This window comes from Mitsuaria sp. 7 (assembly GCF_001653795.1).
Classification (GTDB): domain Bacteria; phylum Pseudomonadota; class Gammaproteobacteria; order Burkholderiales; family Burkholderiaceae_C; genus Roseateles.
The window spans coordinates 3,693,134-3,713,810 of record NZ_CP011514.1; the positions used below are offsets into that span (position 1 = coordinate 3,693,134).

At 68.5% G+C, this 20,677-nt stretch carries 19 protein-coding genes, 1 tRNA gene and 2 pseudogenes; 7 read left to right on the plus strand and 15 right to left on the minus strand.

Annotated elements, in window-relative coordinates:
• Positions 1–182: 182 nt before the first annotated feature.
• Positions 183–1,475: an EAL domain-containing protein gene (locus ABE85_RS16155; RefSeq protein WP_082938664.1), complete on the minus strand. Its 1,293-nt coding sequence runs from the start codon at positions 1,473–1,475 to the stop codon at positions 183–185.
• Between the two features lie 131 nt (positions 1,476–1,606).
• On the opposite strand from ABE85_RS16155, the gene ABE85_RS16160 reads away from it, so the two are divergent.
• The 4 genes from ABE85_RS16160 to ABE85_RS16175 all read left to right on the plus strand — a co-directional run bounded on the left by ABE85_RS16160 (position 1,607) and on the right by ABE85_RS16175 (position 9,240).
• Positions 1,607–2,800: a VWA domain-containing protein gene (locus ABE85_RS16160; protein WP_067276708.1), complete on the plus strand. Its 1,194-nt coding sequence runs from the start codon at positions 1,607–1,609 to the stop codon at positions 2,798–2,800.
• Entirely contained in the window at positions 2,797–4,731 is a 1,935-nt protein-coding gene (locus ABE85_RS16165; RefSeq protein ID WP_067276712.1) for an autotransporter assembly complex family protein, read from the plus strand. Before ABE85_RS16160 ends, ABE85_RS16165 begins: the two co-directional genes overlap by 4 nt.
• Before the next feature lie 4 nt (positions 4,732–4,735).
• The gene (locus ABE85_RS16170; protein ID WP_082938665.1) at positions 4,736–9,028 is read left to right on the plus strand and encodes a translocation/assembly module TamB domain-containing protein; all 4,293 of its coding nucleotides are present in this window, start codon (positions 4,736–4,738) and stop codon (positions 9,026–9,028) included.
• A gap of 137 nt (positions 9,029–9,165) precedes the next feature.
• Positions 9,166–9,240 (plus strand) — tRNA-Arg (locus ABE85_RS16175).
• Positions 9,241–9,257: 17 nt separating this feature from the next.
• Here ABE85_RS16175 and ABE85_RS16180 read toward each other — a convergent pair.
• Positions 9,258–9,599: a cupin domain-containing protein gene (locus tag ABE85_RS16180; protein ID WP_067276718.1), complete on the minus strand. Its 342-nt coding sequence runs from the start codon at positions 9,597–9,599 to the stop codon at positions 9,258–9,260.
• Positions 9,600–9,924: 325 nt separating this feature from the next.
• On the opposite strand from ABE85_RS16180, the gene ABE85_RS16185 reads away from it, so the two are divergent.
• Positions 9,925–11,370: a S41 family peptidase gene (locus tag ABE85_RS16185; RefSeq protein ID WP_067276722.1), complete on the plus strand. Its 1,446-nt coding sequence runs from the start codon at positions 9,925–9,927 to the stop codon at positions 11,368–11,370.
• Between the two features lie 197 nt (positions 11,371–11,567).
• Here ABE85_RS16185 and tatC read toward each other — a convergent pair whose 3' ends face one another.
• The 13 genes and pseudogenes from tatC to argB all read right to left on the minus strand — a co-directional run bounded on the left by tatC (position 11,568) and on the right by argB (position 19,150).
• Positions 11,568–12,362: a twin-arginine translocase subunit TatC gene (gene tatC, locus ABE85_RS16190; protein WP_067276725.1), complete on the minus strand. Its 795-nt coding sequence runs from the start codon at positions 12,360–12,362 to the stop codon at positions 11,568–11,570.
• Positions 12,359–12,517: pseudogene (tatB, locus tag ABE85_RS28870) on the minus strand (twin-arginine translocase subunit TatB); the annotation flags it as partial. The pseudogene tatB (ABE85_RS28870) and the gene tatC, both read right to left, overlap by 4 nt.
• 134 nt (positions 12,518–12,651) lie before the next feature.
• Positions 12,652–12,844 (minus strand): annotated as a pseudogene (gene tatB / locus ABE85_RS28875) (Sec-independent protein translocase protein TatB); the annotation flags it as partial.
• Positions 12,845–12,855: 11 nt separating this feature from the next.
• Entirely contained in the window at positions 12,856–13,086 is a 231-nt protein-coding gene (tatA, locus tag ABE85_RS16200) for a Sec-independent protein translocase subunit TatA (protein WP_067276733.1), read from the minus strand.
• A 193-nt stretch (positions 13,087–13,279) separates the two neighbouring features.
• Positions 13,280–13,627: a histidine triad nucleotide-binding protein gene (locus ABE85_RS16205; protein WP_067276736.1), complete on the minus strand. Its 348-nt coding sequence runs from the start codon at positions 13,625–13,627 to the stop codon at positions 13,280–13,282.
• Positions 13,628–13,671: 44 nt separating this feature from the next.
• Positions 13,672–14,073, minus strand: coding sequence for a hypothetical protein (locus tag ABE85_RS16210; protein WP_067276740.1), 402 nt, complete (start codon positions 14,071–14,073; stop codon positions 13,672–13,674).
• A 24-nt stretch (positions 14,074–14,097) separates the two neighbouring features.
• Entirely contained in the window at positions 14,098–14,463 is a 366-nt protein-coding gene (locus ABE85_RS16215) for a phosphoribosyl-ATP diphosphatase (protein ID WP_231993310.1), read from the minus strand.
• Positions 14,464–14,570: 107 nt separating this feature from the next.
• A complete protein-coding gene (hisI, locus tag ABE85_RS16220; RefSeq protein WP_067276743.1) occupies positions 14,571–14,963 on the minus strand; it encodes a phosphoribosyl-AMP cyclohydrolase in 393 nt (130 codons plus the stop codon).
• Positions 14,964–15,021: 58 nt separating this feature from the next.
• Positions 15,022–15,507 carry an NUDIX domain-containing protein gene (locus ABE85_RS16225; RefSeq protein ID WP_067276747.1) on the minus strand — a complete coding sequence of 162 codons (486 nt, stop codon included), beginning with the start codon at positions 15,505–15,507 and terminating at the stop codon, positions 15,022–15,024.
• Positions 15,500–16,402: an ATP-binding protein gene (locus ABE85_RS16230; RefSeq protein ID WP_067276750.1), complete on the minus strand. Its 903-nt coding sequence runs from the start codon at positions 16,400–16,402 to the stop codon at positions 15,500–15,502. Before ABE85_RS16230 ends, ABE85_RS16225 begins: the two co-directional genes overlap by 8 nt.
• Positions 16,403–16,459: 57 nt before the next feature.
• Positions 16,460–17,098, minus strand: a complete 639-nt coding sequence (gene slmA, locus ABE85_RS16235; RefSeq protein ID WP_067276753.1) for a nucleoid occlusion factor SlmA — start codon at positions 17,096–17,098, stop codon at positions 16,460–16,462.
• Between the two features lie 180 nt (positions 17,099–17,278).
• Positions 17,279–17,968: a response regulator transcription factor gene (locus ABE85_RS16240; RefSeq protein ID WP_067276757.1), complete on the minus strand. Its 690-nt coding sequence runs from the start codon at positions 17,966–17,968 to the stop codon at positions 17,279–17,281.
• A gap of 267 nt (positions 17,969–18,235) precedes the next feature.
• The gene (gene argB, locus ABE85_RS16245; RefSeq protein WP_067276760.1) at positions 18,236–19,150 is read right to left on the minus strand and encodes an acetylglutamate kinase; all 915 of its coding nucleotides are present in this window, start codon (positions 19,148–19,150) and stop codon (positions 18,236–18,238) included.
• Between the two features lie 104 nt (positions 19,151–19,254).
• On the opposite strand from argB, the gene ABE85_RS16250 reads away from it, so the two are divergent.
• Both ABE85_RS16250 and dtd read left to right on the plus strand, forming a co-directional pair.
• On the plus strand, positions 19,255–20,199 hold the full coding sequence (locus ABE85_RS16250; protein WP_067276763.1) for a cation diffusion facilitator family transporter: 945 nt from the start codon (positions 19,255–19,257) through the stop codon (positions 20,197–20,199).
• Positions 20,196–20,633 (plus strand): D-aminoacyl-tRNA deacylase, encoded by a 438-nt coding sequence (dtd, locus tag ABE85_RS16255; protein ID WP_067276766.1) that lies wholly within the window; start codon positions 20,196–20,198, stop codon positions 20,631–20,633. Before ABE85_RS16250 ends, dtd begins: the two co-directional genes overlap by 4 nt.
• Positions 20,634–20,677: the final 44 nt, after the last annotated feature.

Here is a 20,677-nt window from a genome sequence, read left to right on the forward strand (position 1 = left end):
GTACTGCGTATGGTCCAGTGCGGGTTCGACAGTGGGACGTCGAGGTCGAGAGGGCGTCAGTTCGACTGCGGGACTATGAGCGCGGGCACTCCACGGTGCAGGGGACATCCCTCCGGGAATCCCCAGCACCATTCCGGCCCCACTCCCGCTCACTGCCTGCGGGCCTTGGGAGTGCGGGAGGACTACGCTTCGTCCCAGTCGAGGTCGCCGCAGAGGACGCGCAGACGACCGTCCTGCCAGTAGGCGACGGAGACCGTCACGCACATCCTGGCCCCATGCAGGCTCAGGTAGGGACGCGTGGTCTGGATCTCGCCGACCGTCTCCACGGCGCGGCGGAAGTAAGGCCGTCGCGCCCAGCGGGCATCGCCCGCTCGCTCCATCGGCAGGAAGCGGGGATCGATCTCCGCCGGGCCCGAGGCCGGCACCGCACGCCCACCGATCTCGCGTCCGTCGTCATCCAGCAGGTAGCACATCTGCGCACCTTCCAGCTTGAGGAAGGACTGGCAGGCCTCGACCAGCGGACGGCCCTGTTGCACCGATTGCAGCGACAGCGCCAGCGCCGTGCGGAACGGCGTCAGCCGGTCGAGGTGGTCCTGTCGCAGCTGCGCCTGGCGCTCGTTGAACATGCTCCAGACATCCTCCAGCGCGGACACGCCCTCGCCATCCCGCAGGAAGGGCGCCGGATGACCGAAGGCGAAACCCTGCACCAGGTCCACGTCCGCATCCATCGCGAGCTGCGCGTCTTCCGCCGTCTCGATACCCTCCAAGAGCACGAGCGAGCCGCATTCATGCAGCAGCGCCACCATCTGCGACAGCACACGCGCCATGCGCCGCGAACCGCGCGAGCGCGTCAGCAGCGAGCGGTCGAGCTTCACGATCTCCGGCCGGATGCGCCAGATGCGATCGAAGTTCGAATGTCCGACACCGAAGTCGTCCAGCGCCAGCAGACAGCCGGTGGCGCGCGCGGCCTCGACCGCTTCCTCGAAGCTGTCGTCTCGGGCCATCACGTCCTCGGTGACCTCGAAGACCAGGCGGTGCGTCGGCAGGCCCAACTGGTGCACGACCTCGACCGCCCGCGCGAGCATGCGCACCTGCAGCGCCGCATGCATGAAGACGGCCGGGTGGATGTTCAGGAAGAGCCAGCAGTCGGGCTGCCGCTGCGCGACGAAGTTGTGCACGTGAAGCAGCCGGCACAGGCGGTCCAGCCAGATCTGCTGCTCGAAGTTGCCGACGCCCTCGAAGGCGGTGACCGGGGCGATGGGACGGCCGCGCTCGTCCTCGACGCGGATCAGGCCTTCGTAGCCGACCGGCCGGCGGTGCGGATAGCTGTAGACCGGCTGGAACGCACTGGTCAGCCGGTAGTTCTGGAAGCTGCCGACCCACCGGCCGCGCTCCTCGCCGACGGCGCCGTACAGCGCCTGCAGCATGCCTTCGACCTCGGCGTTGTCGTCGCCGCTGCCTGTCCCGTGATCCATTCGCCCGACCCCAACGTTGGAGGCTGCGCGGCTCAGCGACCGCGGAGCCGTGTTTGTGGCCGATGCTACGCCTGCGACCCGTCGGCCGGCATGGATAATGCCCTGATGCCCCGGAGTCTAGGGGGAGGCCCATGCTGATCCAGTTCTTCTACACGCTGCGCGCCGCCAAGCTGCCGGTCTCCGTCAAGGAGTACCTCACCCTGCTCGAGGCGATGAAGGCCGGGGTGCTCGACGACACCGACATCGGCGGCAGCGGCCCCACGGTCGACAAGTTCTACGCGCTCGCCCGCACCTCGCTGGTCAAGGACGAGGCGCTGTTCGACAAGTTCGACCGCGCCTTCGCCGCCTACTTCAAGGGCGTCGAGTTGATGGGCGACCTGTTCAAGGCCTTGCCGCAGGAATGGCTGACCAAGCAGCTCGAACGCGAGCTGACGCCCGAACAGCTCGCGCAGCTGAAGGCGCTGGACTGGGACGAGCTGATGGACACGCTGCGCCAGCGCCTCGAGGAACAGCAGGAACGCCATGAAGGCGGGAACCGCTGGATCGGCACCGGCGGCACCAGTCCGTTCGGCAACGGCGGCGTGAATCCGCGCGGCGTGCGCATCGGCGGCCCCGGCGGCCAGCGCAGCGCGGTCAAGGTCTGGGACCAGCGCGCCTACAAGGACTACGACGACAACATCGAGCTGGGCACGCGCAACATCAAGGTGGCGCTGCGCCGGCTCCGGCGCTTCGCGCGCGAGGGTTCGGAGCTGGAACTCGACCTCGACGACACCATCCACAAGACCGCGGCCAACGCGGGCATGCTCGACATCCGGATGATCCCGGAGCGCCACAACAAGGTGAAGCTGCTGCTGCTGATGGACGTCGGCGGCACGATGGACGAACACGTGCATCGCGTCGAGGAGCTGTTCTCCGCGGTCAAGAGCGAGTTCAAGCACCTGGAGTTCTTCTACTTCCACAACTGCGTCTACGACTTCGTGTGGAAGAACAACCGGCGCCGTTTCGCCGAGAAGACACCGACCTGGGACCTGATCCACAAGTACAACCGGGACTACAAGCTCATCTTCGTCGGCGACGCGACGATGAGCCCGTACGAGATCCTCCAGCCCGGCGGCAGCGTCGAGTACAACAACGAGGAAGCCGGCGCCGAATGGCTGCAGCGGCTCACCGCCCACTTCAACAAGCATGTCTGGATCAATCCCGAACCGGCCGGGGTCTGGCAGTACCGCCAGAGCATCTCGCTGATCCAGCAATTGATGCAGCAACGCATGATGCCGCTGACGATGGGCGGGCTCGAACAGGCGATGCGCGTGCTCAATCGATGACGGCGACGACCCCGACGCTTCCGGTGACTCGATGGCTGCGGCGCACGCTGCCGATCCTGGCGATCGGTGCGGCGCTCGCGCTGCTGGGCGGCTGCTCGCTGCTGCCCACCGACCGCAAGGCGCAGCTCAAGGTCGCCGTGACCGAAGAGGCCGACGCCAACAATCCCTACGTGACCAGCACGCGCAAGATCTCGGCGTATGAGCTGACCATCGAGGCCCCGCCCGAGCTGCGCGCGCTGCTGATGGAACACCTGGACCTGGCGCGCTTCCGCGACACGCCCGAGGACATGCGCCTGACCGCCGGCGAGTTGCGCCGGCTCGCCGCCGTCGCGCCCGAGCAGGCCACCAAGCTGCTGGAGACCGCCGGCTATTTCAACGCCAAGGTCCGCACCGAGGAAGTGGGCGACCTGTCCGACGGCGTGCGCAACCTGCGGCTGATCGTGGAGACCGGCCCGCGCGCGCTGGTCCGGCAGATGGACCTGCGCGTCGAGGGCCCGCTGAAGACCGCGGCGGAGCGCGGCGACAAGCTCGCGACCGCGCTGGACCGCACGCTGACGCAGAGCTGGCTGCTGCCGCCGCAGACCGGCTTCAGCCAGGGCGACTGGGCCGCCGCCAAGAACGCGCTGCTGACGCGCGCTCGCGCACAGGGCTATCCGCTGGCGCGGATGACGCACAGCGAGGCGGTCGTGCAGGCCGACGACAACCAGGTCGACATCGCCGTCACGCTGGAGAGCGGACCGCTGTTCACGCTGGGCGAGCTGACCGTCGAGGGCCTGAACCACCAGCCCGAGGAAAGCGTGCGCCGGCTGGCCGGCTACCAGTTGCACCAGCCCTACAACGAGAAGCTGCTGCTGGACTTCCAGGAGCGGCTGGTGGGCACGCAGCTGTTCGACAGCGCCAGCGTCGAGATCCAGCCCGAGAGCGTGACGCCGGCGCCGGGCGTGGAGACCGTCGAGGTGCCGGTGACCGTGAAGATCCGCGAGGCCGCGCGCCAGCAGGTGGTGCTGGGCGTGGGCTACCGGACCGTGGACGGTCCGAGCACCAGCGTCGAATACACGCACCGCAAGCCCTTCGGACTCAACATCCGCGAGCGCAGCAAGCTCGAACTCTCCCGCGTCCGCCAGGCGCTGGACACGGAAATCAGCTCGCACCCGCAGCCCAACATGCAGCGCAGCCTGGCGCTGGTGAAGGTGGAGCGCATCGACGACAACGACCAGGTCAACCTCAACCTCAGCACGCGCTTCGGTTATGCGAAGGAGACGGAGCCCGAGGACCGGCTGACCTACATCGAGGTGATCCGCGCCTGGGAACACAAGCCCGACATCCCGACGACGGTGGCCGGCGCGTTGTCGCTGAACCAGCAGATGACGTGGCGGCGTCTCGACTCGCGCGTGCTGCCGACCAAGGGCTGGAGCGCCACCGCCACGGTCGGCGGCGGCTGGGCCGACAGCTCGTCGGAGAAGAACGGCCCGTTCGCGCGGGCGACCGGCAAGATCTACTGGTACTCGCCGCTGTCGGGGCGCTGGCTGTTCTCGACGCGGCTCGAAGGGGGGCAGATCCTGGCCAAGGGCAAGCTGGGTCTGCCCGAGGCCCTGCGCTTCCGCACCGGCGGCGACGACAGCGTGCGGGGCTACGGCTACAACGACCTGGGGCCGGTGAACTCCACGGGCGCGCAGACCGGCGGCCGCGTGATGCTCAACGGCAGCGTCGAGGTCTCGCACCCGCTCACGCCCCGCATCCCGCAGCTGATGGGCGCCGTGTTCATCGACGCCGGCCAGGCCGCGCAGAACTGGGGCGACTACCACCCCGCCTGGGCCTACGGCACCGGCCTGCGCTACCGCAGCCCCGTCGGCGTGCTGCGCTTCGACTTCGCCAAGGGCAACCTGGTCGACAAGTGGCGCCTGCATTTCAGCGTCGGCATCAACCTGTAATCCGATGAGCGACCCGCGCGACGATCTCCCCTCGCCTGCGTCTCCAAACGCGGCGCCTTCCGGCGCTCCAGCGCCGGTTGCTGCGCCGTCTGCGCCTGTTGCGGCGGACGTTGCGCCACGCCGTCGTCGCCGCGGCCGTGGCCTGCTGTGGGTGCTGCTCGCGGTGCCGGTGCTGATCGGCCTGGCGCTGCTCGCGCTGACCTGGGCGCTGAAGACGGAAAGCGGCACCGCCTACGTGCTGGCCAAGGTGCCCGGCCTGTCGCTGCAGAACGCGCGCGGCCGGCTGCTGGGCGATTTCGACGTCGAGCGCGCGGAGCTCGTCCTGCCCGGCACCGAGGACCGCATCGTCCTCGAGCAGTTGCAATGGCGGAACGTGCGGCTGGTCTGGAACCGCTCGCCGCTCTTGTGGGGCGAAGTCCGGGCGGACCGGCTGGCGATCGCGCGCCTGCGGGTGCAGGTCGCGCCGAGCGCGTCGACCGAGCCGGCGAAGCCGCCGCTCAGCCTGCTGTCGCCGGTGGCGATCACGATCGCGGACCTGGAGATCGGCGAAGTCTTCGCCCCCGGCCTGGCGCAGCCGCTGCGCGGCCTGCGCGGCAGCGCGTCGCTGGGCACCGACGGCGGCAAGCAGCATGCGCTGACGGTCAAGTCGCTGGGCTGGCAACAACTGACCCTCGCCGGCGAGGCCCGGATCGCGACGCAGGACGACCTGAAGCTCGCCAGCCGCTGGACGCTGAGCCAGCCGACCGGCGAGTTGCCGTGGACCGCGCCGTTCCAGCTCGACGGCCCGATCGCGGACCTCACGCTGAAGGGCTCGCTCGAAGCGGCCAGGCAGCGGCTGCAGGTGCAGGCGCGGCTGCAGGCGTTCGCGCCCTTCCCCGTCGCGCAGCTGGAGACGCAGGCCAAGGACCTGGACCTCGCCGCGCTGCTGCCCGGCACCGACGGCGTGCCGCATACCGGTCTCAGCGGCAAGGTCACGATGACGCCGAACGCGGACAAGTCGCTCAGCGTCAAGGCGGACCTGGACAACAGCGCCGCCGGCCGCCTCGACCAGGACCGCCTGCCGCTGCGTCAGCTGCAGCTGGATCTGCTGCTGGACCCGTCCAACTGGACTCGCCTGCGCCTGCCGCGACTCGACGCGCTGCTGGCCGGCGGCGGTCGGCTGCAGGCCGTGGGCCAGACCAGCCAGGCCGACGGCAGCGTGCTCACCTTGCGCCTCACCGGACTCGACAGCCGCCAGATCGACGCGCGCTGGCCGCTGGTCCAGGCACGCGGGGAGCTCAAGCTCAGCACGAAGGCGAGCATCGTCAAGGCGTCCTCCGACCAATCGCTCCAGATCGAGGGCGACCTCGCCGGTCAACTCGGCCAAGGGAAGATGCAGGCGCCGCTCGCCGTGACGCTGGCGGCCGAGTTGCGCACGCAATCGATCGATGTGCAACGTCTCCAGGCGCGCTCGGGCCCCGCGACGCTGAACGCGGAAGGCGAGTTCACGCTGAACGAGGCGCTCGACTTCGCGTCGGGTTGGAAGACGCGCGTGGAAGCCTCGGTGCAAGGCCTGGATCCCCGCCGCCTGAGCCCCGAGCCGCTGCCGGCGAGCGCCGCGCCGCAGGCCATCAATGGCCGGCTGAAGGCCGCGCTCCAGTCGGTGCGCGGCAGCCTGTGGCCGCAGGGCAAGGCCGACCTCGACCTGCAGCCCAGCCAGTGGCAAGGCCTGCCCCTCAGCGGCCAGGTCCGCTACAGCCGCAACGGGACCGCCGCGCCGGATCTGCTGGCCGACCTGCGCCTGGCCGACGCGACGCTGCAGGCGCGCAGCCGCATCAACGCCGGAGCGCGTCGCGAGCAGGTCGACCTGTCGATCAACGTGAACGCGCCCAAGCTCGCCAGCCTGCAGCCCATGCTGCGCGCGCAGTTCCCGCAGGCAACCCTCGTCGGCAGCGCGCAGGCGCAGGCCACCGTGGTGCTGATCCAGCCGGGCGCGCGCCAGGCGCAGTACGGCAGCGACGGCAAGTGGCAGCTGCAGGGCTTCGGGCTCTCCGGCGTGCCGGGCCTTCCCGCCAACTCGGGCAGCCGGCCGGCGCTGCAACTGGACGACGCCTCGGGTCAATGGACGCTGTCCAGCCTCAAGGACGCGAAGCTGGCATGGACCACGCAGCTGCGCAACCTGCGGCTGCCGCAGCAGAGCACGCGGCTCGATGAACTGCAGCTGGAGCTCTCCGGCAGCTGGGCGCAGCACCGCTTGACGGTGACGACGCAGGGCCAGGTGCCGCTGCCGCCGGTGCTCACGCAACCGGCGCCGACCAGGGTGATGGCGCGGGCGCAGGCGGCGAGCGCGAACGGCTCCGCCCTCGCGCAGACGGTGCCGCTGGACCCGCAAGGCGCGCGGGCGCGGATCGCGCTGGACGGCGCGCTGGAAGCCGATCCCCTGCAAGCCTGGCGCAACGGCGCGGTGTGGAACGCGCGCGGGCTGACGCTCGCGCTGGAAGCCAGCCAGCAGGCCACGCCGCTGCTGAAGGCCGGGCCGCTGGCGCTCGCGCTGCGGCTGGACCCGGGACTCGATCCGCGCCAAGCGACGCTGGCGCCGGGACGGATGGAACTGCTCGGTGCCGGCCTGCGCTGGGACCGGATGATGTGGCAGAGCTCCAACCAGGCGCACCTGCCCTCCGGCGAATGGGACGTGCAGGCGGTGCTGGAGCCGCTGGCCGCCGCACCGGTGCTGAGCAAGCTGCAGCCGGACTTCGGCTGGGGCGGCGACCTGCAGATCGAAGGCCGCTTCAAGTCGCGACGCGACGCGCGCGGCCTGACGGTGGACGCGATGATCGAGCGCACCAAGGGCGACCTGACCGTCACCGACGAAGTCAGCACGCAGCGGCTCGCGCTGACCGACCTGCGGCTGGGCGTGCTCGCCGACCAGGGCGTGTGGCATCTGGTGCAGGGCGTGGCCGGCGAGAACATGGGCGCCATCGGTGGTGCCGTGACCTTCCGGACCGCCAATGCGCACGCGCTGCCGACGCCCGGCGCCAAGCTCGAAGGCGGCATCGAGGCCAAGGTCGACAACATGGGCAACTGGGGCCCGTGGCTGCCGGCCGGATGGCGGCTGGGCGGCAGCCTCGCCGCGACGCTGAACTTCGGCGGCACGCTGGGCGCGCCCGAGGTCCGCGGTCAGGCCGGCGCGCAGAAGCTGTCGCTGCGCAATCCGCTGATGGGCGTGGACATGCAGCAGGGCGAGCTCGCGCTGACGATGAGTGGCCGCGAAGCGAAGCTGGAGAAGTTCACCGCGCGCGCCGGCAACGGCACGATCAACATGGACGGCACGCTGCGCTTCGGTTCGCAGCCGAGCGCGGAACTCTCGCTGAAGGCGGACACCTTCGCGCTGCTGCAGCGGGTGGACCGGCGCGTCGTCGCGACCGGCGCCGCGCAGCTCAAGGCCAGCGCGCAGCTGCTGGACCTGAAGGGACAGTTCGTCGTCGTGGAGGGCCTGTTCGACTTCTCGCGCGGCGACGCGCCGCAACTCGACAGCGACGTGCAGGTCGTGCGCCAGAACGCGCCGCCCAAGGCCGTGGACGGCAGCGGCAAGCCGATGCGGCTCAAGCTCGACCTGGACCTGGACCTCGGCCGTCGCCTGCAGCTCAAGGGCTACGGCATCGACACGAAGCTGCGCGGACTGCTGCACCTGGCGCAGGACGGCCAGCCGCGCCCGCAGATGACCGGCGAGGTCCGCAGCGAAGGCGGCACCTTCAACGCCTACGGCCAGAAGCTGGTCGTGGAGCGCGGCATCTTCAGCTTCGTGGGTCCGCTGGACAACCCGCGGCTGGACGTGCTCGCGATCCGGCCCGACATGGAGAACGAGGCCGTGCGCGTCGGCGTGACCGTCACCGGCACGGCCAGCAGCCCGCGGATCAAGCTCTATTCCGAACCCGACATGAGCGAGACCAACAAGCTGTCCTGGCTGGTGCTGGGCCGCTCGCCGGACAACCTCGGCCGCAGCGACACCGCGCTGATGCAGCGCGCCGCGATGGCGCTGATCAGCGGCGACGGCGAGAGCGCCAGCGACAAGCTGATCCACAACATCGGCCTGGACGAACTGTCCTTCAGCGGCGAAGGCGACGACGCCCGCGGCACGGTGGTGCGGCTGGGCAAGCAGGTCAGCCGCAACGTCTTCGTCGCCTACGAGCGCGGCCTGAACGCGACCACGGGCTCCTGGCAGGTGATCTACAAACTCGCCCAGCGGTTCACGCTGCGGGCGCAGGCCAACGAGTACCAGCAGGGCCTGGATGTGATCTGGCAGTGGAAGTGGGAGTAGCGGCAGGCATGGCATCGGGCACCGAGGCGGAGGTCGTCGCCTGCACGATGGCGTCGACAGGCCCACTGAGTCGCGCGGCTTCCATGCGAGAATCCGCCGCTTTCGCGGACCTGCCTTCCTGAGGCCGGTCCCCGTGGCTCTCCGTAGTTCAATGGATAGAACGGCCGCCTCCTAAGCGGCAAATACAGGTTCGATTCCTGTCGGAGGGACCAGCCAACGCTTCGGTGCTTCAGCGCTTCAGGACGATCGTCACCAGCGCCGACGCGTCCACCACGCCGGTCACGGCGTGCACCACGCCCCCCTCGAGATAGCAGAGCTGCCCCGCCCGCAGCGTATGACGCTGCTCCGCGCCATCGCGCTGGACGCTGAGTTCGAGTTCGCCCTCCAGACAATGCAGCGTGATCTCGCCGTCGACCTTGTGCGACGGCAGCGACTTGCCCTTGGGCAGCACGATGCGCATCACTTCCAGACCCTCGGACTTGAACAGCGCGGAAGACGGCGTGTCGGTCAGCGCGGCGCCCAGCGGCGCAACGTCGATCGGCTGGGCGGGGGCGGCATGCGGCAGGGCCATGGAACTCCTCCTGGTGGGCGGGCGACTGCGGCGCAACGAGGTCGCGCACGCGGCTGGCATGGCATCGATCATGGCACTGACCGTGCCCGCTCGCATCCTCGATCCGGCGCCACCCTGCCGGAAGTCATCGCTGCGGTCACAAGCCGTATCCATCGCGCATCCGAATGCGCGCGATACGCGTAAATGCGGGGTAAACAGGCGGTTGATGCCGGGCCGGGTTTTTGCCGGACACATATACTGGGAACGCCTTTGTTCCGTCCCGCGCAATGGGGACGGACCATGCGGCGCCAAGCAGCCAGGCTGTACTGATTCAAGGTTTTTCATCATGGGCGCCAAACTGAAAGTCGCGGGCTGGGTCGCATTGGGTGCGATGGCCGGTGTCATGACGACAATGCAGCTGCAGGCCAATGCCCGCAGCACCACCAGCCCCCTTCCGCTCGAGGAACTGCAGCAACTCGCCGCGGTCTTCGGGATCGTGAAGTCCGACTACGTCGAATCCGTCGACGAGAAAAAGCTGATCAACGATGCCATCTCCGGCATGGTCAGCGGCCTGGACCCCCACTCCCAGTTCTTCGACAAGAAGAGCTTCAAGGAATTCCGCGAAAGCACCTCCGGCAAGTTCGTCGGCGTCGGCATCGAGATCGGCATGGAGGACGGCCTGGTCAAGATCGTCTCGCCGATCGAAGGCAGCCCCGCCTTCCGCGCCGGCCTCAAGAGCGGCGACCTGATCAGCAAGATCGACGAGACGGCCGTGCGCGGCCTCACGCTCGATCAGGCGGTCAAGAAGATGCGCGGCGAACCGGCCACCAAGGTCACGCTGTCGATCTACCGCAAGTCGGAAAGCCGGACCTTCCCCGTCACGATCGCCCGCGAGGAAATCCGCGTGCAGAGCGTGCGCGCCAAGCTGGTCGAGCCGGGCTACGCCTGGATCCGCGTGAGCCAGTTCCAGGACCGCACCGTCGAGGACTTCAGCCAGAAGCTGGCCGAGCTCTACAAGCAGGACCCCAAGATCAAGGGCGTCGTGCTGGACCTGCGCAACGACCCGGGCGGCCTGCTCGAGGGCGCGGTGGCGATCTCCGCGGCCTTCCTGCCCAAGGGCGTTGAGGTGGTGTCGACCAACGGCCAACTCGCCGAATCCAAGGCCAGCTACCGCGCCGATCCGGACTTCTACGCCCGCCGCGGCTCCGGTGACCCGCTGCGCCGCCTGCCGGACGCGATCAAGAACGTGCCGATGGTGGTGCTGGTGAACGAAGGCTCCGCCTCGGCCAGCGAGATCGTCGCCGGCGCGCTGCAGGACCACAAGCGGGCGACCGTGATGGGCCTGCAGACCTTCGGCAAGGGCTCGGTGCAGACCGTGCGCCAGCTGGGCCCGGACACGGCGGTCAAGCTGACCACCGCGCGCTACTACACGCCGAGCGGCCGCTCCATCCAGGCCAAGGGCATCGTGCCGGACATCCCGCTGGACGAGACCGCCGAAGGCAACGTGTTCGCCGAACTGCGCATGCGCGAGGCCGATCTGGAGAAGCACCTGCACGGCGCCGACGAGAAGACGGAAGAGTCGCGTTCCAAGGAACTGGAGAAGATCCGCGAGGAACGTCGCCAGAAGCTGGAAGCCGACTACGCCAAGCGCGCCGAAGCGCCGAAGCCGCTGCCCGAGTTCGGCAGCACCGAGGACTTCCCGCTGCGTCAGGCGCTGAACCAGCTGCAAGGCAAGCCGGTCGCGGTCTCCAAGCTCGCGCAGGAACGCAAGGCCGAAGCGAAGACGGAATGATCGAAGCCGGCGAAAGCCGGTGCCGCAAAGACAAACGCCCGATGCATGCATCGGGCGTTTTGCTTGGTGGGTGGGACCCCCAACTTCGCTGGGCCAAGCGCGGGCTCTCCACGATGCAGGGGACCTCGCGTCCGCGAATCCCCAGCATCATTCCGGCCCCACTGGCGATGGCTGCCCTCGGTCGAGGGCCGAGCCGTTCAGCCGGTGGTGCCGTTGCTTTCTTCTGCTTCGGTGTCCGGGGCCTTCGAATATCTGGCGAAGGCGTTGGCGGCCCAGAGACCGACTTCGTAGAGCAGGCACATCGGGATCGCCAGCGCGAGCTGGGAGACGATGTCCGGCGGCGTGATCACCGCCGCGATGACGAAGGCCAGCACGATGAAGTAGCCACGGAACTGCTTGAGCTGCGGCACCGTCACGATGCCCATGCGCGCGAGCACCACCACTACTACCGGCACCTCGAAGGCGGCGCCGAAGGCGATGAACATGTTCATCACGAAGCCCAGGTAGGCCTCGACGTCCGGCGTCGCGCTGATGCTCTTGGGCGCGAAGCTCTGGATGAAGGTGAAGACCTTGCCGAAGACGAAGAAGTAGCAGAACGCCACCCCCGCGAAGAACAGCAGGGTGCTGGACACCACCAGCGGCATCACCAGCCGCTTCTCGTGCGAGTACAGGCCCGGCGCGACGAAGGCCCAGACCTGATAGAGCACCACCGGCAACGCCACCAGGAAGGCCGCCAGCAGGGTGACCTTCAACGGCACCAGGAACGGCGACAGCACGTTGGTGGCGATCAGCGAGCTGCCCTGCGGCAGGTGCGCCACCAGCGGCTTGGCGAGCAGGTCGAACAGGCCGTCCGTGCCCGGCCAGATGCACAGCAGGGCGAAGGCGGCCAGGATCGCCAGCAGCGACCGGATCAACCGGTCGCGCAGCTCCATGAGGTGGGACACAAAGGGCTGTTCGGTGCCGGCCAGTTCGTCTTCTTGGGGGCTGCTCATGGGGCTCGGCGGGAGGGTCTGAAGCGCGCCACGCGGGCCGCGCCGGATTGGGCGTGGCGACGCACGCCCTGCTGCTGCTTGAACCAGACCGGCGTCGCGCCGCGCTTGAGGCGCCAGTTCTTCTTCGGATGCGTGTACACCGGGACCACGCCGCCGTAGCCGACTATGGTGCCGTCCGCGTTCGTCCCGTCCACGGACAGGTCGGACCAGGTGGACTGCAGCGACTGGTTCGCGGCGTCCATCTGCTCCTGCACGCTGGACTGCACGTCGTTGACCGCGGTCTGGAACTGGCCCTTCATCTTCTGGAGTTCCTCCAGCTCGATGGACCGGTTCACCTCCGCCTTCACGTCGGACACATAGCGCTGCGCCTTGCCCAGCAGCGTGCCCACCGTCCGCGCCACGCGCGGCAGGCGTTCAGGGCCGAGCACGACCAGCGCCACGGCGCCGATCAGCACCAGCTTGTCAAAGCCGAAATCGACCATGCGGGCCGCGCTCAGTTGCGCGTCTTGGCGTCGACGTCGACGGTGTTCGGATCAGCCGCCTTGTTGGTGTTGGCCACCTGCTGCGGCGGCGCGTCGGACGAGGTGCCGTCCTTCATGCCGTCCTTGAAGCCCTTGACGGCAGCGCCCAGGTCGCCGCCCACGTTGCGCAGCTTCTTGGTGCCGAAGACGGCGATGACGACGACCAGCACGATCAACCAGTGCCAAATGCTCAAACCACCCATGACAATCTCCAGAGTCGGAAGCCGAAATTCTACGGTGCGCGCATGACAGGCATGTCGGCGATCAATGCCCGTCCCTCCCCGCTTCAGCGGCTTATGGGCCCGCTGCCACCCGCTGGACGAACGAAAGGCCTCGGAAAGCCGATCGCCTGCGCAGGTTCAACCGACGACGGCCCAACTTAAATGAGGCCGGCGCTCAGCCTTTCAACCAGGGACGTGGGCCGCCGACGGCGTGCATGTGGAGGTGGAAGACCTCCTGACCGCCGTCAGCACCCGTGTTGATGACCGTCCGGAAACCGTTCGTGACGCCGAGTTCCTTCATCAGCTTCGGCACCAGCACCGACATCTTGCCCAGCAGCGGCGCGTGCTCGGGCTGCAGGTCGGCCATGCTGGCGATGTGCTGCTTGGGAATCAGCAGGAAGTGCACCGGCGCCCACGGATGGATGTCGTGGAAGCCGAGCAGGTCGTCGTCCTCGTAGACCTTCTTCGCGGGAATCTGGCCCTGGACGATCTTGCAGAAGAGGCAGTGGGGGTCGTGGCTCATGGTGGCAAGCAGTGAGAGGCGGTCAGGACGCGGTCAGGACACGATCACAGCGGCATCGGCCGGCGGTCGTTCATGGCCAGCCAGCCGCGCACGATGCGATACAGGAACCAGATCGAGATCAGGCACCAGGCGATCCAGCCCGGGATGATGAACAGGAACCACAGCGGGATCGTGACGACGTACAGGATGCCGCACCACAGCACGCTGCGCAGCCGCCATGAGAAGTGCGTGGCCTGCCAGGTGCCGGCGGCCTCGTCGCGCTTCACCAGGTCGACGATCACCGCGACGATCAGCAGCACGATGCTGGCCTGCACGCCGGGCAGCAGCGCGCCGATCGCGACGACCGCGTGCAGCGCATAGCTGATGATGCCGACGGTGCGCAGGCCCGCTTCGCGCTGCGGGTCGAGCACGACGTCGGGCGGCTGCGGTTCGAACGACTGGGTCATGCGATCTCCTTCATGCACGCTCCTTCATGCGGTCCCCTGCGGGGAGCTTCTGCGGGCGAATTCCTCAAGGCCGGACAGGCCTTCGCGGCGGGCCAGTTCGGCCAGCACCTGCTCGGGCCGCAGGTCCAAGGCCGCCAGCGCGACGATCGAATGGAACCACAGGTCGGCGACCTCGTAGACCAGCTTGTCCGGCGCGCCGTCCTTGGCCGCGATCACGACCTCAGTCGCTTCCTCGCCGACCTTCTTGAGGATGTGGTCCAGGCCCTTGGCGAACAGCTTGGCGACATAGCTCTTGTCGGGATCGCCCTCGGCACGACGCTGGGCGACGACGTCGCCCAGATGCGCCAGCACGTCCGTGCCGTTCAGCGGCGCCTTCGCCGGATCGGTCAGCGGGGCCGTCACGGCGGGCGAGGGACTGTCGGGCAGGAAAACCGAGTCAGGCGCGTCGGGCGCGCCAGCCACGGTCTTGCCGGAAGTGTCGGAGGGGGCCATGTCGCTCAAGCCTTGTAGATGCTGGCCGGGTCCTTGAGGACCGGCTCGACCGCCGTCCACTGCCCGTTCTCCAGCTTCTGGAAGAAGCAGCTGTGACGGCCGGTGTGGCAGGCGATGCCGGGCTCGTGGCCGTGCTGCGTGATGCTCAGCAGCACCACGTCGTTGTCGCAATCCAGCCGGATGCCGTGGACCTGTTGCACGTGGCCGGACTCCTCGCCCTTGTGCCACAGCTTCTGTCGCGAACGGCTCCAGTACACCGCTTCGCCGACTTTGGCCGTGCGGGCCAGCGCCTCGCGATTCATCCACGCGAACATCAGGATGTCGTTCGAGCCCTGCTCCTGGGCGATGACGGGCACCAGCCCGTCGCGGTCCCACTTGATCTGATCCAGCCAGTCCATCGGGGCAGTGTAGTCCGCGGTCGCTCCAGCGGCATCGCTCACACCATCGGTCGTGCCTTCAGACGACATGGGTCGCCCCGACATGGAAACGCTCGGCGGCGAACCACTGCAGCACAGGGATCGTGCCGGGGAGCACCGGTTGCACCTGCACCGGCAGGTGTTGCCAGCTCATGGTCTGGCCTTCGCGCATCTCGAACTCGCCCTGCCACTCGTACACCTTGCAGAAGTGCAGGCGCACCTTGGCGTGCGGGTACTCCATCAGCTCGATCTTCCACGGCTGCGCGGCGCCGATGGTGATGCCGAGTTCCTCATGCAGTTCGCGGCGCAGCGCTTGCTCCACGGTCTCGCCGGCCTCGAGCTTGCCGCCCGGGAACTCCCAGTAGCCGGCGTAGACCTTGCCCTCGGGGCGGGAGGTCAGCAGGAACTCGGTCTCGCGGCCGTTCGGTTCGCGGCGCACCAGCACGCCGACCGCCACGTCCACCGGCTTGCGATCGCTCGCGGCGGAGGGGCTGTGCGGGTTCGCGGATTCGTTTTTCTCAGTCATGGACTTGCCCCTGCCCCGCCAGATCGCGGGCGAACTGGTAGGCGACACGGCCCGAGCGCGATCCGCGCTCCAGCGCCCACACCAGCGCGAGTGGGCGCGCAGCCTCGATGCGCGCGGCGTCCAGGCCGAAATGCGTCAGCCATTGCGCGACGATCGCCAGGTATTCCTGCTGGCTGAAGCTGTAGAAGCTGATCCACATCCCGAAGCGTTCGGACAGCGAGATCTTCTCCTCCACCGCCTCGCCCGGATGCACCTCGACGTTGCCGTCGCGCTCCGAGTAGGTCGTGGCCAGGTTGTCCTTCATCTGCTCGGGCAGCAGGTGGCGGCGGTTGCTGGTGGCGTAGATCAGCAGGTTGTCGGTGGCCGCGGCGACGGAGCCGTCAAGCATGGACTTGAGCGCCTTGTAGCCGGCCTCGCCTTCGTCGAAGCTGAGGTCGTCGCAGAAGATGACGAAGCGCTCCGGCCGGTCGGCGACCAGGTCGGCCAGATCCGGCAGGTCGACGAGGTCGCCCTTGTCGACCTCGATCAGGCGCAGACCCTGTCCGGCGAATTCGTTGAGGCAGGCCTTGATCAGCGAGCTCTTGCCGGTCCCGCGCGCGCCGGTCAGCAGCACGTTGTTGGCGGGCTGGCCCTGCACGAACTGGCGCGTGTTGCGCAGCAGGCGTTCCTTCTGCGGCTCGACCTCCTTGAGGTCGGCGAGCCGGATCGCGGAGAGGTGCTTCACCGGCTCCAGGCGGGCGCTCGCGCCGCGCTTGCGGTAGCGGAAGGCCACGGCGGCGTCCCAGTCGGGCGGGGTCAGGGGCTGGGGCAGCACGGCCTCCAGGCGGGTCAGCAGCGCGTCGGCGCGTTGGAGCACGGCGACAAGGGCTTCAGAGGCGTCAGGAGCATTGACCATAGCCACCGAGTGTAGGCGGCGCCCCGAGGCGTACGGGGCGGTAGGCATCGCGAAAGCTCAGGCGAGCATTCGCATCGCGGCATCCAGCTGTTCGGTCGGCAGGCGCTTGAAGCCGGAGCGCGCGTAGCGCTGCAGCCGGCCGATGATGAAGCTCACCAGCACCGAGGCCTGCGCCTGCGCCTCGACGGTCGGCGTGGTCGACCCGGAGGCCTCCGCGGCGGTGCGCAGCCCCTGTCGCAGCGCCGACTCGACCTTGTCGAAGAACTGGTTCATGCGCGCGACCAGGCGCTCGTTCTCGTAGACCAGCGCGTCGCCGACCATCACGCGGGCCATGCCCGGATTGCGCTCGCCGAACTGCAGCAGCACCGCGACGATGCGCTGCGCCTGCGCCAGCCCGTCCGTCTCGCGCTCGGCGATCTGGTTGAGCAGCGAGAAGATGCTGGTCTCGATGAATTCGATCAGCCCCTCGAACATCTGGGCCTTGCTGGCGAAGTGGCGGTAGAGCGCCGCTTCGCTGACCTCCAGCCGTGCGGCGAGCGCGGCGGTGGTCACCCGCTCGGCGCCGGGCTGCTCCAGCATGCTGGCCAGCGTCTGCAGGATCTGCACCCGGCGCTCGCCCGGCTTGAGCCGCTTGCGTGGCAGCTCCGCCGGCTTGGCAGCGGCAGAGTCCGGGGTGTCCGAGGAGCTGGGGTGCATGGAGGGGGCCGAAGTGTGCGGCGATTCTGGCACAGCCGGAACGCCGCCTTGACGCCGATGCCGGACGTCGTACGCCAACTCCCCGAGGCCGGTTTCCGGCTCATGCCGGGAGGACCGCCACCCTGGAAGGTGGCAGTCCTTGCCCGATCAGTCGTCGATCAGACCGCGATCGGACCGCGATCAGTCGCGCAGCCAGCCGAGGCGGCGTGCCTCGTAGATGGCCTCGACCTTGGAGCGCACCTGCAGCTTGCGGTAGGTGCGCTTCACGTAGGTCATGATGGTGTGCGGCGACACGTTCATGAACTGCGCGATCTCGTCGAAGGTGAAGCCCTTCGCGGCGAGGTGCAGCACGCGCGATTCCTGTTCGGACAGCGCGACGACCTGCTCGTCGACCAGCGGCATCGGGGCCGAATCGCCGAAGCCGCGCGGATGCGCGCCCGCCCCCTGCGGCGCCAGGCGCAGCAGCAGCCGACGCGCGATCACCGGCGAGATCGGACTGCCGCCCGCGCGCAGCGAGCGCAGCTGACCCGGCAGGTCGAGCGCGAGCGAGTCCTTGAGCAGGTAGCCGGTCGCGCCGGCTTCGATGCTCGAGAGCACGTGCTGCTCGTCGCCGAAGACGGAGATGACCATCACCTCGCACTCGGGCGCGACGTGGGCCGCGTGGCGGATCAGTTCGATGCCGCTCCCCCCGGGCAGGTCGAGGTCCACCAGCAGCACGTCGGGACGCGTCTGGTCGAACATCTTCCGGCCCTGCTGGAGATCGGTGGCCATGCCCACCAGACGGATGTCGGGTGCTTTCTCAAGGGCATGGGCGAACGCTTCGCGGAAACGAAGCTGATCCTCGACGATCAAGACGCTGAAAAGTGACATGCAATCCCTCACGGCCTGCGGAGCCGTTTCGTGGCGCATTCTGGGATGTCGCGTGTTTCAGCGGCAATCCCCAGCTTGCAGTGGTATGACCTTCGACCAAGCCCGGCGGCCAGAGGGACAGCGAGGGCAAGCAGCGATCCTGCCCACCCTCCGGAAACGACCGAGCCCCCTCGTTCGGAGGGGGCTCGGTGGGGGAATCCACCCATCAGGGGGATCCGCGGAATGATCCGGAGCGCCTCTTCAGCGGAGGTTTCTCCGTCGGCCCGCTCAATGCGAGCGGATCATCGTGCCGTAGGCCTGCTCGGACAGGATCTCCAGCAGCATCGCATGAGGGACACGGCCGTCGATGATGTGGACGGCCTTGACGCCACTGCGGGCCGCATCCAGCGCGGAGGCGATCTTGGGCAGCATGCCGCCGGACAGCGTCCCGTCGGCGAAGAGCTCGTCGATCTCGCGCGCCGACAGGTCGGTCAGCAGCGTGCCCTGCTTGTCGAGCACGCCGGGGGTGTTGGTGAGCATCACCAGCTTCTCGGCCTTGAGCACCTCGGCCAGCTTGCCGGCGACGACGTCGGCGTTGATGTTGTAGCTCTCGTTGCTCTCGCCGAAGCCGATGGGGCTGATGACGGGGATGAACTGGTCGTCCTGCAGCGCCTTCACGACGCTGGGGTCGATGGAGACGATGTCGCCGACGGAGCCAACGTCGTGCTCCTTGGCCGGGTCGTCCTTGTCGATCAGCTTGAGCTTCTTGGCGCGGATCATGCCGCCGTCGCGGCCGGTCAGGCCCACGGCCTTGCCGCCGGCGACGTTGATCAGGCCGACGATGTCCTGCTGCACCTCGCCGGCGAGCACCCATTCGACGACGCTCATCGTCTCTTCATCGGTGACGCGCATGCCCTGGATGAAGTGGCCCTTCTTGCCGAGCTTGTTGAGCGCGTCCTCGATCTGCGGCCCGCCGCCGTGCACGACCACCGGGTTCAGGCCGACCAGCTTGAGCAGCACCACGTCCTCGGCGAAGTCCTGCTGCAGCGCGGGATCGGTCATCGCGTTGCCGCCGTACTTGATGACGATGGTCTTGCCGTGGTACTTGCGGATGTAGGGCAGCGCCTGGGAGAGCAGCTCGGCCTTGTCGCGCGGCGGGATGTGGCTCAGATCGGCGTCGTGGACGGGAGGGGTGTTGCTCATGGTGCTGTCCGGAGGAGGCTGAGGGATGGGACGGGGTGGGACGGGGTGAGATTGGGGACGAGGAATGGATCGGGCGCCATTCTAGGACCGGCAAAATCGGCGCCATGCAAGTGCAGCAATATCTGAAGTTGTCCGCCGGCGTGGCCGTGCTGACCATCGCCCTGAAGACGGCCGCCTGGTGGTGGACCGGCTCGGTGAGCCTGGCCTCGGACGCGCTCGAATCGGGGGTGAACCTCGCGGGGGCGCTCTTCGGTCTGGCGATGGTGACGATCGCGCGGCGGCCGCCCGACGAGGACCACCCCTTCGGCCACCATAAGGCGGAGTACTTCTCCAGCGCCTTCGAGGGTGCGCTGATCCTGATCGCCGCGCTGGGCATCGGCTGGGCCGCGATCGAGCGGCTGCGCGCGCCGCAACCGCTGGAGCAGCTCGGCATCGGCATGGCGCTGTCGCTGGTCAGCACGGCGATCAACGGCGCGCTCGCGTGGAAGATGCTGCAGGCCTCGCGCGAACACCGCTCGATCGCGCTGGAGGCCGACGCACGCCATCTGTTCACCGATGTCTGGACCTCGGTCGGTGTCGTCGCCGGCCTGATCGGCGTAATGCTGACGGGCTGGACCTGGCTGGATCCGCTGCTGGCGATCCTGGTCGCGCTGAACATCCTGCGCGAGGCGGTGCACCTGATGTGGAAGTCCACCGGCGGGCTGATGGACATGGCGCTCGAGCCCGAGGACCAGCAGGTCATCGCCGAGGTGCTGGCGCGTTTCGAATCGCCGGAGCTCCGCTTCGATCACGTCGCGACACGCGCGGCGGGCCAGCAGCGCTACGTCGACTTCCACCTCCACGTGCCGGCGCGATGGACGCTCGGCGAGGCCGCCGCGCTGCGGGGTCAGGTCGAGCAGGCGCTGATGGGCGCCCTGCCCGGCCTGCGCGCCAGCATCCAACTGCTGCCGGTGAACGTCGAGACGCGCTTCGCCGAGATGGCGGAACGCGAGACGGCCCCGTCAACCGCCGCATCCGCGGCCACCCCGAACCAGGAAGGACAAGGATGATCGCGCTGCTGCAACGGGTGAAGGAAGCCCGGGTCGATGTCGGCGACCGCTGTACCGGGCAGATCGGACAGGGCCTGCTGCTGCTGGTCTGCGCCGAGCCGCAGGACACCGAGGCGGTGGCGGAGAAGCTGCTGCAGAAGATCCTGAAGCTGCGCGTCTTCAGCGACGAGGCCGGCAAGATGAACCGCAGCGTGCAGGACGTGGGCGGCGGCCTGCTGATCGTTTCGCAGTTCACCCTCGCGGCGGACACGTCCGGCGGCAACCGGCCGAGCTTCACCGGCGCGGCGCCGGCGGAGCTGGGTCGACGGCTCTACGAGCATGCGGTCGCGTTCGCGCGGTCGCAGCATCCGGTCGTGGCGACCGGTGAATTCGGCGCGGACATGCAGGTCAGTCTGATCAATGACGGGCCGGTCACGATTCCGATGCGGATGTGATGAGAATGCGGTGCTACAACGGCCTATCGAAGCAAGGAAACCAC

Excerpts from the sequence above, each read along its gene's own strand:
- ABE85_RS16155 (WP_082938664.1), bottom strand. The coding sequence starts at position 1,475 with ATGGATCACGGGACAGGCAGCGGCGACGACAACGCCGAGGTCGAAGGC.
- ABE85_RS16160 (WP_067276708.1), top strand. The coding sequence starts at position 1,607 with ATGCTGATCCAGTTCTTCTACACGCTGCGCGCCGCCAAGCTGCCGGTC.
- ABE85_RS16165 (WP_067276712.1), top strand. The coding sequence starts at position 2,797 with ATGACGGCGACGACCCCGACGCTTCCGGTGACTCGATGGCTGCGGCGC.
- ABE85_RS16170 (WP_082938665.1), top strand. The coding sequence starts at position 4,736 with ATGAGCGACCCGCGCGACGATCTCCCCTCGCCTGCGTCTCCAAACGCG.
- ABE85_RS16180 (WP_067276718.1), bottom strand. The coding sequence starts at position 9,599 with ATGGCCCTGCCGCATGCCGCCCCCGCCCAGCCGATCGACGTTGCGCCG.
- ABE85_RS16185 (WP_067276722.1), top strand. The coding sequence starts at position 9,925 with ATGGGCGCCAAACTGAAAGTCGCGGGCTGGGTCGCATTGGGTGCGATG.
- tatC (WP_067276725.1), bottom strand. The coding sequence starts at position 12,362 with ATGAGCAGCCCCCAAGAAGACGAACTGGCCGGCACCGAACAGCCCTTT.
- tatA (WP_067276733.1), bottom strand. The coding sequence starts at position 13,086 with ATGGGTGGTTTGAGCATTTGGCACTGGTTGATCGTGCTGGTCGTCGTC.
- ABE85_RS16205 (WP_067276736.1), bottom strand. The coding sequence starts at position 13,627 with ATGAGCCACGACCCCCACTGCCTCTTCTGCAAGATCGTCCAGGGCCAG.
- ABE85_RS16210 (WP_067276740.1), bottom strand. The coding sequence starts at position 14,073 with ATGACCCAGTCGTTCGAACCGCAGCCGCCCGACGTCGTGCTCGACCCG.
- hisI (WP_067276743.1), bottom strand. The coding sequence starts at position 14,963 with ATGGACTGGCTGGATCAGATCAAGTGGGACCGCGACGGGCTGGTGCCC.
- ABE85_RS16225 (WP_067276747.1), bottom strand. The coding sequence starts at position 15,507 with ATGACTGAGAAAAACGAATCCGCGAACCCGCACAGCCCCTCCGCCGCG.
- ABE85_RS16230 (WP_067276750.1), bottom strand. The coding sequence starts at position 16,402 with ATGGTCAATGCTCCTGACGCCTCTGAAGCCCTTGTCGCCGTGCTCCAA.
- slmA (WP_067276753.1), bottom strand. The coding sequence starts at position 17,098 with ATGCACCCCAGCTCCTCGGACACCCCGGACTCTGCCGCTGCCAAGCCG.
- ABE85_RS16240 (WP_067276757.1), bottom strand. The coding sequence starts at position 17,968 with ATGTCACTTTTCAGCGTCTTGATCGTCGAGGATCAGCTTCGTTTCCGC.
- argB (WP_067276760.1), bottom strand. The coding sequence starts at position 19,150 with ATGAGCAACACCCCTCCCGTCCACGACGCCGATCTGAGCCACATCCCG.
- ABE85_RS16250 (WP_067276763.1), top strand. The coding sequence starts at position 19,255 with ATGCAAGTGCAGCAATATCTGAAGTTGTCCGCCGGCGTGGCCGTGCTG.
- dtd (WP_067276766.1), top strand. The coding sequence starts at position 20,196 with ATGATCGCGCTGCTGCAACGGGTGAAGGAAGCCCGGGTCGATGTCGGC.